Annotated in this window: 13 protein-coding genes; 1 reads left to right on the top strand and 12 read right to left on the bottom strand. The window is 65.1% G+C overall.

Features of this window, described 5'->3' with window-relative positions:
• Window positions 1-22: 22 nt before the first annotated feature.
• The 10 genes from ACLKOZ_RS11100 to truB all read right to left on the bottom strand — a co-directional run bounded on the left by ACLKOZ_RS11100 (window position 23) and on the right by truB (window position 9,983).
• Window positions 23-484, bottom strand: a complete 462-nt coding sequence (locus ACLKOZ_RS11100; RefSeq protein ID WP_337352237.1) for a DUF1579 family protein — start codon at window positions 482-484, stop codon at window positions 23-25.
• A 34-nt stretch (window positions 485-518) separates the two neighbouring features.
• Window positions 519-1,862, bottom strand: coding sequence for a M16 family metallopeptidase (locus tag ACLKOZ_RS11095; protein ID WP_436475065.1), 1,344 nt, complete (start codon window positions 1,860-1,862; stop codon window positions 519-521).
• 109 nt (window positions 1,863-1,971) lie between these two features.
• Window positions 1,972-4,236, bottom strand: a complete 2,265-nt coding sequence (locus ACLKOZ_RS11090) for a polyribonucleotide nucleotidyltransferase (protein WP_436475167.1) — start codon at window positions 4,234-4,236, stop codon at window positions 1,972-1,974.
• 248 nt (window positions 4,237-4,484) lie between these two features.
• Window positions 4,485-4,754, bottom strand: a complete 270-nt coding sequence (gene rpsO / locus ACLKOZ_RS11085; RefSeq protein WP_310166300.1) for a 30S ribosomal protein S15 — start codon at window positions 4,752-4,754, stop codon at window positions 4,485-4,487.
• 140 nt (window positions 4,755-4,894) lie between these two features.
• Window positions 4,895-6,199, bottom strand: a complete 1,305-nt coding sequence (kynU, locus tag ACLKOZ_RS11080; protein ID WP_436475165.1) for a kynureninase — start codon at window positions 6,197-6,199, stop codon at window positions 4,895-4,897.
• A 2-nt stretch (window positions 6,200-6,201) separates the two neighbouring features.
• A complete protein-coding gene (kynA, locus tag ACLKOZ_RS11075) occupies window positions 6,202-7,056 on the bottom strand; it encodes a tryptophan 2,3-dioxygenase (protein WP_337347612.1) in 855 nt (284 codons plus the stop codon).
• Window positions 7,057-7,086: 30 nt separating this feature from the next.
• A complete protein-coding gene (locus ACLKOZ_RS11070) occupies window positions 7,087-8,070 on the bottom strand; it encodes a bifunctional riboflavin kinase/FAD synthetase (protein ID WP_337347611.1) in 984 nt (327 codons plus the stop codon).
• Between the two features lie 143 nt (window positions 8,071-8,213).
• Window positions 8,214-8,672, bottom strand: coding sequence for a hypothetical protein (locus ACLKOZ_RS11065; protein ID WP_436475062.1), 459 nt, complete (start codon window positions 8,670-8,672; stop codon window positions 8,214-8,216).
• A gap of 19 nt (window positions 8,673-8,691) precedes the next feature.
• Window positions 8,692-9,045: a hypothetical protein gene (locus ACLKOZ_RS11060; RefSeq protein WP_337352241.1), complete on the bottom strand. Its 354-nt coding sequence runs from the start codon at window positions 9,043-9,045 to the stop codon at window positions 8,692-8,694.
• A 2-nt stretch (window positions 9,046-9,047) separates the two neighbouring features.
• Window positions 9,048-9,983 (bottom strand): tRNA pseudouridine(55) synthase TruB, encoded by a 936-nt coding sequence (truB, locus tag ACLKOZ_RS11055; protein ID WP_436475060.1) that lies wholly within the window; start codon window positions 9,981-9,983, stop codon window positions 9,048-9,050.
• Between the two features lie 98 nt (window positions 9,984-10,081).
• On the opposite strand from truB, the gene ACLKOZ_RS11050 reads away from it, so the two are divergent.
• Window positions 10,082-11,236 (top strand): pyridoxal phosphate-dependent aminotransferase, encoded by a 1,155-nt coding sequence (locus ACLKOZ_RS11050; RefSeq protein ID WP_436475058.1) that lies wholly within the window; start codon window positions 10,082-10,084, stop codon window positions 11,234-11,236.
• Between the two features lie 11 nt (window positions 11,237-11,247).
• On the opposite strand, the gene trxA is transcribed toward ACLKOZ_RS11050, so the two are convergent.
• Both trxA and ACLKOZ_RS11040 read right to left on the bottom strand, forming a co-directional pair.
• Window positions 11,248-11,700 (bottom strand): thioredoxin, encoded by a 453-nt coding sequence (gene trxA, locus ACLKOZ_RS11045; RefSeq protein WP_436475056.1) that lies wholly within the window; start codon window positions 11,698-11,700, stop codon window positions 11,248-11,250.
• Between the two features lie 20 nt (window positions 11,701-11,720).
• On the bottom strand, window positions 11,721-12,206 hold the full coding sequence (locus tag ACLKOZ_RS11040) for a nucleoside deaminase (protein ID WP_436475054.1): 486 nt from the start codon (window positions 12,204-12,206) through the stop codon (window positions 11,721-11,723).
• Window positions 12,207-12,227: the final 21 nt, after the last annotated feature.

Here is a 12,227-nt window from a genome sequence, read left to right as displayed (position 1 = left end):
CGTACGCGCTAAGACGGGGCAGTCAAGCACGGCGGCACTCCGAGGTCATAAATGGCACGAAATGGGGTGCGTCCCCGAGGCGCAGCTCTGCGGTGTGCGTGAGCACCCCGTTGTCCACCCGGAATGTATGGCGTGCGGTCCCCCGGTCACTATGGCGCTCCACTCGAAGGACCCCATCAACCCACGTGCAGCGGACCGGAGCCCCAGGAGGCAGCCCCAGGCTGTCCACGTAATACCAAAGAACGTCGTCGTGATCGGGGTCGACCGTGAAGACACCGTGTCCTTCAAAATGGGTGCCGTCCGCTTCCGTATGCCGGTAGCTCTGCACCACCGCGTAGCCACCGGCCGCCCGGGTGTAATTCACTTCCGCTTCGGCGGTTCGTTCGGGGCCCCACGCGGACGCCGCAAGCCGCGTGGTTCCGCGCCAGTGTCCCAGGAAGTCCTCGAGTACAGCGTGCACGGTGCCACTCTGCGGCCGGTTCATAGCTCCATTATGTCGGGGCGCAGCAACATCCCGCTCAGAGCCCGAAAGTCTCGGTTTCCTCAAACGGGCCAACCACTGTGACCGTGCGCGGCGCTGCGGCGAGCTCCTTCGCAAGGTCCTGGACTTCCTCGGCCGTGACGGCCTTGATCAGCCGCAGGGTCTCGTCGATGTCCTGGTACTCGCCGGACACCAGTTCGGCGCGGCCCAGCCGGGACATGCGTGACCCGGTGTCCTCCAGGGCAAGGACAATCCCGCCACAGAGCTGGCCCACGGCCTTGCGGAGTTCGTCGTCGGAAATCCCGCCTTCGGCGAGCTTGTCCAGCTCGGCGCCGAGGAGATCCAGTACCTGGCGGACCTTCGATGGTGTGCATCCGGCATACATCCCGAAGTAGCCGGCGTCGGCGTAGGAGGAAGCGAAAGAGTAGGTGGAGTACACCAGGCCGCGCTTCTCGCGGATTTCCTGGAAGAGGCGAGAGGACATGCCGCCGCCCAGAACAGCGTTGAGTACGCTCATGACGTAGCGGCGGTCATCCGTGGCCACTATGGTGGGGCAGCCCATGATGATGTTTGCCTGTTCCACCGCACGCTTGACCACATGCAGGCCGGCAGTGCCGGTGATGTCCGCGCGCTCCGTGGAGCGCCGCTCCACGGGGGCTGCGTCTGGCTCAAGCGACCAGCCGGCGGCGTGGAGCGCCTCCACCACCAGGCCGCAGACGACCTCGTGCTCAAGGCCTCCAGCGGCGGTGATGACCAGCTCGTCCGGGCGGTAGTACCGGCGGTAGTGCTCCCAGACGGAGTCGCGGGCAACCGCCCGGATGGCTGCGGGGGTGCCGCCGATGGGGCGGCCCAGCGGATGCGTGCCCAGCACGGCAGCCACAAAGTTTTCGTGTGCCACGTCCGTGGGGTCGTCGCTGTCCATGGCGATTTCTTCGAGGATGACGTCGCGTTCCTGCTCCATTTCGGCGGGATCCAGGACGGCGCCGGTGATCATGTCGGCAATGACGTCAATGGCCATAGGCAGATCGGAGTCCAGCACGCGTGCGAAGTAGCAGGTGCTCTCCTTGGCGGTGGCGGCATTGGATTCCCCGCCCACCTCGTCGAATGCCGAGGCGATTTCCAGGGCCGTGCGCCGCTTGGTGCCCTTGAACAGCAGGTGTTCGAGGAAGTGCGTTGAACCGTGCTGTCCCGGGGCCTCGTCGCGCGACCCGACACCCACCCAAAAACCGATCGTTGCCGAGCGCTGGCCCGGCATCGCCTCGGTGAGCACCCGAACGCCGCCGGGGAGCACCGAACGCCTGACGACGGAGCCGCCGTCGGTTCCGTGGACGAAGGTGTCACCGGGCTGGTTCTGCTCAAGCGGCAGGGGTACAACAGTCATTGAAGCCTTTCGGGAGCGGCAGCCGGATCTGGCTGCCATCGTAACAGCGGCGGGGCCGGTGGATCATCCACCGGCCCCGCCGATTCATGCTGTGTGGTGCAGGAGCCGATTACTCGGAGTCTGCAGAGCCCTCTGCCCCGGCGGAAGCGTGAACGCGCTCGGGCTCGCCGGCGCCTTCCTCTTCAGCCACAACGGGTGAGAGAGACAGCTTTCCGCGGTCGTCGATCTTGGTGATTTCCACCTGGATCTTCTGGCCCACGGACACGACGTCATCAACGTTGTCCACGCGCTTGCCGCTGGCCAGCTTGCGCAGCTCGGAGATGTGCAGCAGGCCGTCCTTGCCCGGAGTCAGGGAAATGAAGGCACCGAAGGTGGTGGTCTTGACGACCGTACCCAGGTAACGCTCGCCGATTTCCGGGACCTGCGGGTTGGCAATGGCGTTGATGGCGGAGCGTGCTGCGTCAGCAGACGGACCGTTCGTGGCGCCAATGTAGACCGTGCCGTCGTCCTCGATGGAGATGTCGGCGCCGGTGTCTTCCTGGATCTGGTTGATCATCTTGCCCTTGGGCCCAATGACCTCGCCGATCTTGTCAACCGGGATCTTGACCGCGATGACGCGCGGCGCGAACTCGGAGAGTTCATCCGGGGTGTCGATCGCGGAGTTGATGACATCCAGGATGTGCAGGCGGGCTTCGCGGGCCTGCTTCAGTGCTGCTGCCAGCACGGAGGCGGGGATGCCGTCGAGCTTGGTGTCCAGCTGGATGGCCGTGACGAACTCGGACGTACCGGCAACCTTGAAGTCCATGTCGCCGAAAGCATCTTCGGCACCCAGGATGTCCGTGAGGGCTGCGTAGCGGGTCTGGCCGTCAACCTGGTCGGAGACCAGGCCCATGGCGATACCTGCAACTGCTGCCTTCAGCGGCACACCTGCGTTGAGCATGGACAGCGTGGAGGCGCAGACCGAACCCATCGACGTCGAACCGTTGGAGCTGAGGGCCTCCGACACCTGGCGGATGGCGTACGGGAATTCCTCGCGGGACGGCAGCACCGGCACGAGTGCGCGCTCTGCCAAGGCACCGTGGCCGATTTCGCGGCGCTTGGGCGAGCCCACGCGGCCGGTCTCACCGGTGGAGTACGGCGGGAAGTTGTAGTTGTGCATGTAGCGCTTGCGCGTTACGGGAGACAGCGAGTCGATCTGCTGTTCCATCTTCAGCATGTTCAGCGTGGTGACACCCATGATCTGGGTCTCGCCGCGCTCGAAGATGGCCGAACCGTGGACGCGGGGCAGAACCTCGACCTCGGCGGTGAGCTGGCGGATGTCCGTCAGGCCACGGCCGTCGATGCGGATCTGGTCCTTGAGGATGCGCTGGCGCACAACGTGCTTGGTGACCGAGCGGAACGCTGCGGACAGCTCCTTCTCGCGGCCTTCGAACTGGCCGGCCAGGGAAGAGGTGACCTCGTCCTTCAGTGCGTCCGAAGCGGTGTCGCGCTCCTGCTTGTCAGCGATCTGGAAGACAGCGGCGAGCTTCTCGGCGGCAGCAGCCTCAACAGCGGCGTAGGCGTCGTCCTCGTAGTCGAGGAAGACCGGGAACTCGACGGTCGGCTTGGCAGCACGGGCGGCGAGGTCGGCCTGGGCGTCGCACAGTGCCTTGATGAACGGCTTGGCAGCCTCGAGGCCTTCGGAGACAACCTCTTCGGTGGGAGCGGTGGCGCCCTGTTCCTTGATGAGGTTCCAGGAGTTATCCGTGGCCTCGGCTTCGACCATCATGATGGCGACGTCGTCACCGGCGATGCGGCCGGCCACAACCATGTTGAACACGGAGTTCTCAAGCTGGGAGTGCTTCGGGAAAGCAACCCACTGCGAGCCGTTCTCGTCAGCGACGAGGGCAACGCGGACGCCGCCGATCGGGCCGGAGAAAGGCAGGCCGGAGAGCTGCGTGGACATGGAGGAGGCGTTAATGGCCACAACGTCGTAGAGCTCGTCCGGGTTGATCGCCAGGACGGTGACCACGATCTGGACCTCGTTGCGCAGGCCCTTGATGAAGGCGGGGCGCAGGGGGCGGTCCATCAGGCGGCAGGCCAGGATGGCTTCGGTGGACGGGCGGCCTTCGCGGCGGAAGAACGAACCCGGGATGCGGCCGGCAGCGTACATGCGCTCTTCGACGTCGACCGTCAGGGGGAAGAAGTCGAAGCCTTCGCGCGGGTGCTTGCCGGCAGTGGTTGCGGACAGCAGCGCGGTGTCTTCGTCGATGTACACCATGGCTGCGCCGGCTGCCTGCTTGGCGAGGCGGCCGGTTTCAAAGCGGATTACACGCTTGCCAAAGCGGCCATTGTCAATGACTGCTTCTGAGAACTGGATTTCGGGACCCTCCAAGAGAGTCACCTCCGTTTCTTGATTTGAACGGAAGTCCAGCCGCATCAACCCAGCCCAGCATCTGTCTACTGGCCTGCACTGCACCCGGTCATCGATCGAGACCCACGGGCCGGGCTTCAGTCAACGAAGCTTCCCGGGGATCACTACCGAGGACCGCGAATGCGTGATGCGGTTGATCCTCCTGTTTAGTTTTTCTACTGAAGAAGGCGGCCCGTTCCGGCAAAGGAAAGGGCCGCCCCTAAATCAGACTAGCGGCGCAGGCCGAGACGCTCGATGAGCGCACGGTAGCGGGCGATGTCAGTCTTCTTGAGGTAGGTGAGCATGCGCTTGCGACGACCAACCATGGCCAGCAGACCGCGCTGGGTGTGGAAGTCGTGCTTGTGCTCCTTCATGTGCTCAGTGAGATCCTTGATCCGCTGAGTCAGGACTGCAACCTGGACCTCCGGTGAACCGGTGTCGCCTTCGCCGGTTGCGTATTCCTTGATGATGGACTGCTTTACAGCGGCGTCAAGTGCCACAATAACTCCTAGAGATGTGCCGTGAGGCCCGAATCAGTAACTCACTGCCGGGTGTGCCAGCGCGGGAATCCCTGGGAAATTCCCGGAGTCCCTGCACATAACAAGAACCAGCCGCCACGGACTGCAGCCGGATCCAACGTTTAGTTTACCGGCATGCCGCGCGGGTTGTCGAAACCGCGGCCCTCCAGCCGTTCCCGGATGGCGGCCACGCCGCGGTGGACTTCCTCGAAGGACGTGCTCAGCGGCGACAAACCGATCCGGATTCCCTGGGGTGCGCGGAAGTCAGGGATGACGTCCTGCTCCCACAGTTCAGCCGTCACGTCGCGGAACGCCGGATGGTCCACCGTGATGTGACTCCCCCGCTGCTGCGGGTCGCGCGGTGATGTCAATCTGACGCCAAGGGGTTCCAGCCATGCTTCGAACAGTTCCACGGCAAAGCCGGTGAGCTTGAACGACTTTTCCCGAATGGCCGCCATGCCGGCTTCTTCGATGAGGTCCAAGGTGCCGCGCATCGCGAGCATCCCAAAAATGGCCGGTGTGCCGCTGAGGAAACTCCGGATCCCGGGCGCGGGCTCGTAGCCGGCGGCCATCTCGAACGAGTCTTTGCGGCCCATCCAGCCCCAGATCGGCTGCTGAAGCCCCGGCAGGTGCCGGCTGTTGACGTACGCGAAGGCCGGTGAACCCGGGCCGCCGTTGAGGTACTTGTACGTACATCCGGCTGCGAAATCGACGCCGGCGCCGTCCAGGTCGATCTCCACCGAGCCTGCGGAATGGCAGAGATCCCAGACCACTACGGCACCGGCGTCATGGACGGCGGCAGTAATGGCTTCCAGGTCGGCAAGGAACCCTGAGCGGTAGGCCACGTGGCTCAAAAGTACGACGGCGGTGGCAGGGCCGGTTGCCTCCCTCACCTGTGCGACGCTCACCCCGGACGAGGGATCGGATTCGATCCACCGCAGGGTCAGTCCTTCCTCGCGGGCGATGCCCTCCACGAGGTACCGGTCAGTGGGGAAGTTATCGGTGTCCAGGACGATTTCGGTGCGCTCAGTGTCGCCCACTGCTGCCACGGCCGCGCGGATGAGCTTGTAGAGCACCACTGTTGTTGAGTCTGCGATGACAGTCTGGCCCGGGGCGGCGCCGAGGACGGCGCGCCCCAGTTGGTCGCCAATGGTGTGCGGGAGTTCAAGCCATTCCTCGTCCCAGCCACGGATCAGTCGTCCGCCCCAGCTGTCCCGGATGAAGTCACTGATGTCCTGCGGCGTGCGCTTGAGCGGGCGGCCCAGCGAGTTGCCGTCCAAGTAGGACAGTGGCGTGTCGGTGCCGATAAAGAGGTCCCGGTAGGGAGCCAACGGGTCCGCGGCATCCAGTTCTGCCGCCCGCCGGAGGAGGGCGCCGCCGTCGGGGTCCTGCCGTGTTTCCTGTCCGTTCACCTTCCCGGCATCCATGCTCACTGGCCGATCTCCGTCCGGACGGCGAAGAGTTCGGGGAAGAAGGTCAGCTCAAGTGCTTTCTGCAGGAAAGCGGCACCGCTGGAGCCTCCTGTTCCGGACTTCATGCCGATGGTCCGTTGCACGGTGCGGAGGTGCCGGAAACGCCATAGCTGGAAGTTGTCCTCAAGGTCCACGAGCTCTTCGCAGGCCTCGTAGGCTCCCCAGTTATCGGCAGCGTTTTCATAGATGTGCTTAAACAGCGGCACCAGTTCCGGGCAGAATTCGTGGGCGCGCGTGACGTCCCGCTCCAGGACGGAGAGGGGCACGTCGAAGCCCTGCCGTGCGAGGTAGGACAGGAATTCGTCGTAGATGCTGGGGGCAGTGAGCAACTCCTCCAGCATGGAGTGCGCCTCGGGATCGGATTCGAACACCGGCAGCATCTTGCGGTTCTTGTTGCCGAGGATAAATTCGACGGCCCGGTACTGGCTGGACTGGAAGCCTGATGAGTTGCCGAGGAAGCCGCGGAACTGGGAGTACTCCGTGGGCGTGAGCGTGGCCAGGACCGACCACTGTTCCGTGAGCGTCTTCTGGATGTGCTTGACCCTGGCGATTCCCTTCAGCGCGGAGCCGAGGTCGTCGGCGCGGAGCCAGGCCGCTGCGCTGCGGAGTTCATGAAGCACCAGCTTTAGCCACAGCTCGGTGGTCTGGTGCTGGATGATAAACAGCAGTTCGTCGTGGTGTTCGGGTTTACTGACGGGCTGTTGGGCGCTGAGGAGGGTGGGCAACTGCAAGTACGAGGCGTAGCTCATGCGGGAACTGAAATCGCGGACAATGCCCTTGTCCAGTTTCCTGGTGTTCTTTTCAATGGTCACTTCGGCTGCCTTTCCTGGCGGGTGCTCCGATCAGCGGCGGACCAGGAGATCATGGGCCTGGACCACGTCCAGGCGCATCTGGTCCACCAGTGCCTCAGGCCCACGATAGGCCACCATCCCCCGGAGCCTGGCCACGAATTCCACCACTACTGTCTGGCCGTACAGATCGAAGTCCTCCACGGACTCGTCCGGACGGTCGATCACATGGGCTTCGACCTGGCGGCTGACGCCGTCAAATGTGGGGTTGGAACCAACTGAAATGGCCGCAGGCCAGCGGGTGCCGGCCTGGTCAACGAGCCACCCGGCGTAGATTCCGTCAGCAGGGATGAGCCCCGTTGCTTCATGGGCGAGGTTGGCCGTGGGGAACCCAAGCGCCCGTCCCCGGGCAGCACCGTGGACCACTTCGCCGCGCATCCGGTGCGGGCGACCGAGCACGGCAGCGGCCGTGGCGACGTCGCCCTCCCGCAGTGCCTCACGCACCCAGGTGGAGGAGCAGCGGCGGTCCTTGCCGTCGTCGTCATGCAGGGGGTAGCCCTCCGAGCCGAACTCGCTGATGACCTGGACGTCGAAACCGAACTTCTCGCCAAGCTGCTTCATGGTGTCCAGGTCGCCGGAGTTGCCGCGGCCAAAACGGGCGTCGTGGCCGATCACCACGTGGCTGGCGTGGAGGCTGTCAACGAGTACCTGGCCCACGAACTCCTCGGCCGTAAGGGCCGCCAGGTTCAGGGAGTATTTCATCACCAGGATGGCGTCCAGGCCCAGTTCCCCCAGGGCTTCGAGTTTGTCGTGAAGGCCCATGATCATCTCGGGCGCCGACTCCGGACGGTGGATCACTGCGGGGTGGGGATCGAAGGTCACAGCCACGGCTTTGGTGCCGTTGCGGCGGGCGGACCGGATCAGCTGGGACAGCACCTGCTGGTGGCCGCGATGGACGCCGTCGAAGTTGCCGAAAGTGACAACGGATGGACCGAAGTCCGCCGGGACCTCGGACGGATCGTTCCAGATGTAGACCATCACCCTCGCCTTTTACTGCCTGCAACTGACATGTACGCGGCGCCTGACCGGCGCCGGAACTCTCTAAGATTACCCGGTATCACGGGCCCACCAGGACGGCGCCGCGGACGTGGGCGGCCGGCCGGCCCGGGAGCGGAAAACGATCAAGCCGCTGCTTGGCGTTTGCCCGGGCGCCGCCTGTACAGCCAGGCCAGGCCAAGGATCGGCAGCACCAGCGGAACAAAGGCATACCCCCGGCCAAACAGCGACCAGACGGTTTCGTGCGGGAACTGGACCGGGTCAAACACGCTCAGTGCTCCCACTACCACCACGCCCACCAATTCCACCAGCACCGCAGCCAGCGAGACCTTGAACCAGGTACTTCCGGGCTTGGCCAGGGAGACGGTAGCCACCACGTACACGAGGGCGGCGAATGCTGAGAGCAGGTAGGCCAGAGGTGCCTCGGAGAATTTCGTCAGGATCTGGTAGCCCGCCCGCGCGGTGGCGGAGATGGCGAACACAGCATAGACGGCGATCAGGAGCCTGCCGGGGCCGGTGTTCCGCGTGTCCTCGGCAGACGGGTTTGCCTTGTCCGGCGTCGCTTCGGAGCGAGGTGATTTCACGTTGCGGGCTTCTTCCACTTCAGTACCAGATCTGGTTCATTCGGGCGGCCATAACCAGGGCGGTCACCCCGACGGCGGCCAGGACAAAGTTGCTCCAGCGGGTCCGTTCGAGGATGGACCAGTAGACGGCGGCGGGCGGCAGGAGCATGGCTGTAACCAGGTAGCCCCAGAACTCCCAGGCTTCGCCTGCGATGGGTTCGCCAGCCATCACCCTGACAATGGAGCCCACGAGGTAGACCACGAGGGCCAGTTCGACGCCGGCAACGGACAGGATGGTGAGGTCGTTGGGGGCTTTCTTGAGGATCCCGGCCACCAGGCAGATGCCGCTGGAGAGGAGGCCGACAGCCAGGATGATGTAGAAATATGCGTCCACGCCTAAGACTCCCGGGCGCCATTGCCGGGCGCGAACACCAGGACGGGTTTGGCAAAGTTGCCCGAATCCGCCAGGAGCGCCACGAGGCTGCCATCAGGGGCAAAGGCGGCGGCTGGATGATCAGCGGTGGCAGCCTTGGGACTGCCTGCTTCGGCGCCAGCTGCGATCCTGCGGCCGAAGGAGATCTCCGTGGTTTCCTCGGCGGTGAGCTCCCTGTTGGGCATCAGCGCCCTGGCGGCCTCGGACATCTCCAGGACCTGGAGTTCCTCGGCCAACTGTTCCAACGTCCGTGCCTGCTCCAGCGAGTAGGGGCCAACGTGGGTGCGGCGGAGCGCCGTCAAGTGCCCGCCGACACCCAGCGCGTTTCCCAGGTCCCTGGCCAGCGCGCGGATGTACGTGCCGGAGGAGCACTCCACTGTGACGTCGATGTCCACTACCGCGGAGCCCTCCGGCCCGGCGCCGTGTTCCCGGTGGATGCTGTGCACTTCGAAGCGGTGAATCGTGACGGGGCGGGCAGCGAGCTTGACCTCTTCGCCGGAGCGAACCCGGGCGTACGCCCGTTCGCCGTTGACCTTGATCGCACTGACGCTGCTGGGCACCTGCTGGATCAGCCCCGTAAGGGCCGCCACGCCGTCGTGAATGGCCTCATCCGTAACCGCGGCAGCGCTGGTGGAGGCAACGACGTCGCCCTCGGCATCGTCAGTGACGGTTGACTGGCCCAGCCGGATGGTGGCGGTGTACGTCTTGGAGGTGCCCACGATGTAGGTGAGCAGTCGAGTGGCCTTGTTAATGCCCACCACCAGGACGCCCGTGGCCATGGGATCCAGCGTCCCTGCATGCCCTACTTTACGGGTTCCGGCGATGCGCCGCATCCGACCAACCACATCATGGCTGGTCCATCCTTGCGGTTTGTCCACTATCACCAGTCCAGAAAGCACGCCTCCCAGTATATCGGCGCCGACGGCGGCCCCGGCCCACACCCCTCAGGCCAGATCCGGGCCTGCCCCGGATCCTGGCCACGGCTAGGATGGCAATCATGCCTGAGCTTGCCGCGCACGCGCGTGACGTACCCGTCAACCAGATCCGCGAAATCACAGAGGCCGCCTGGCGCAGTCCCGGGGCGATCGTCCTGAGTATCGGCGAGCCGGGCTTCGCACTCCCCCGCCACGTCCTTGAAGCCGGAATGGCATGCCTGGACAGGGACGAAACCAACTACACACCCAACGCCGGCATCCCGGCACTCCGCGAAGCGTTTGCTGCCAGGTTTAGCGCCGGCGTCAGCCATGGCATCGGCGCCGAGCGGGTGTACGTGGTGGCGGGCGCGCAGCAGGGCCTGCACCTTGCGATGAGCCTGCTGCTCTCCCCCGGCGATGAGATCCTGATCCCCAACCCCGGCTACCCAACGTTCGCCATGACCAGCCGGCTCCTCAGCGCCGTCCCGGTGGGGTATCCGCTGTATCCCGAGGAGGACTTCCAGCCCCGGATCCAGGACATCGAGGCCCTCATCACGGACCGGACGCGCGTGCTCGTGCTGAACTCGCCCTCTAATCCCTTGGGCGCAGTCCTCGGCGAGGAACTGACGCGGCAACTTGTGGAACTCGCCCGCCGGCACGACCTCTGGATCATTTCCGATGAATGCTACGAGGCTTTCACCTACGATGTTCCCCACGTCAGCCCGGTGCGGTTCGACAGCGACGAGCCCGGTGAGGCGCGCGTCTTCACGTCCCTGACGCTGTCCAAGACGTACGGCCTGACCGGCCTCCGGATCGGTGCCCTGGTCTGCCCGCCCGGGCTGGAGCAGAAGATGAACAACGTGATGGAGGCGATTGTCTCCTGCGTTGCGTCGCCCTCGCAGTATGCGGCGCTCGCGGCCCTCACCGGACCGCAGGACTACGTCCGGGACACCCACGCCCACTACCGGGCCAACCGGGATGCGGCTTCGGCCATCCTCGACGCCAAGGGGATTCCGTACTTGAGCGCGCAAGGGGCCTTCTATCTCTGGGCCGACGTTTCCCACGTGAGTGAGGGCGACGTCCGGGGTTGGGTCCGCTCGTTCCTCGCCGGCTCGGGGGTGGCGCTTGCGCCTGGAACGGCCTTCGGCTCGATCGGCGAGGGTTGGGTGCGGATCGCGCTGTGCGGCGGTCTGGACGAGTTGGTGGAGGGCGTTGGCCGGTTGCCCGAGCGCACGTGAGTAAAGAAGCCCTAACTGCGGCTGTCGGCCAACGCCCCATCCAGCCAGGAGCGAAGCGCCGCCGCAGGGGCCGCCCCCGCCTGCCGGGCTACCACTCTTCCGTCGACGATAACCATCAGCGTGGGGATGGCCTGCACGTCGAACCGACGGGAAAGCTGCGGGGAACGGTCAACATCCACCTTAACGAGCTTGATCCGGCCGGCCCGTTCCACGGCAAGTTTGTCCAGCACCGGGCTCACCATCCGGCAAGGACCGCACCAGGCAGCCCAGAAATCGATGAGTGCGGGAACCGGGGACCGTTCTGCAATCAAGGCGAAGTTGTGATCGCCGGCGGTAACGATCCAGGGCAGGTCCAACCGGCAACTGCCGCAGCGTGGACGGCCGGCAGCGTCGGCGGGAACCCTGTTGGTCTTCCCGCAGTTGGGGCACTTGATGAGCGTTGGTTCCGCTGCGCCGGGCTCCACTGGGCATTCTGCCTTCCGGGTCAGTAGTGTGTGCGGTGCCTATTGCGCCGCCACGCTTCAAACGGGGCGTCCGACGCCGACACAGCAGCCTGGGCGACCGGCAACAGTTCCGGCCGGGTGCCGCTGAAATAGTCATAGAACACTGCGTCGTCGAAGCCTGCTGCGGCGGCTCCGTGCCGGTCGGCGGCGAAGTAGACACGGTCGATGCGGGCCCAGAGGGCGGCCGCCAGGCACAACGGGCATGGCTCACAACTGGTGTAGAGAACAGCCCCGCGCAGGTCAAACTTCGCTGTGGCCGCCGCGGCCGTCCGGATCGCTACGACTTCCGCGTGTGCCGTGGGGTCGTTGTCCCGGGTGACGCGGTTGATGCCTTGATGGACGCGTCCGTCCACGGTCACCACCAGCGCACCGAAGGGACCACCGCCGTCGGCAACGTTCTTCACGGCCAGTTCAACGGCCTGTTCCAAGTATCGGGAAGCTTCATGGTTCTCGCTCGCCAGGGTCATAGCTAGATCCTAGCCCGGCAG

It is taken from the genome of Arthrobacter sp. R4 (assembly GCF_051365025.1).
Lineage (GTDB): Bacteria > Actinomycetota > Actinomycetes > Actinomycetales > Micrococcaceae > Arthrobacter.
This window is presented reverse-complemented; position numbering and strand designations above follow the sequence as displayed.

What these genes read in the sequence shown, in the direction of transcription:
- ACLKOZ_RS11100 (WP_337352237.1), bottom strand. Translation starts at nt 484, where the DNA reads ATGAACCGGCCGCAGAGTGGCACCGTGCACGCTGTACTCGAGGACTTC.
- ACLKOZ_RS11040 (WP_436475054.1), bottom strand. Translation starts at nt 12,206, where the DNA reads ATGACCCTGGCGAGCGAGAACCATGAAGCTTCCCGATACTTGGAACAG.
- ACLKOZ_RS11070 (WP_337347611.1), bottom strand. Translation starts at nt 8,070, where the DNA reads ATGGTCTACATCTGGAACGATCCGTCCGAGGTCCCGGCGGACTTCGGT.
- kynU (WP_436475165.1), bottom strand. Translation starts at nt 6,199, where the DNA reads ATGGATGCCGGGAAGGTGAACGGACAGGAAACACGGCAGGACCCCGAC.
- ACLKOZ_RS11050 (WP_436475058.1), top strand. Translation starts at nt 10,082, where the DNA reads ATGCCTGAGCTTGCCGCGCACGCGCGTGACGTACCCGTCAACCAGATC.
- ACLKOZ_RS11095 (WP_436475065.1), bottom strand. Translation starts at nt 1,862, where the DNA reads ATGACTGTTGTACCCCTGCCGCTTGAGCAGAACCAGCCCGGTGACACC.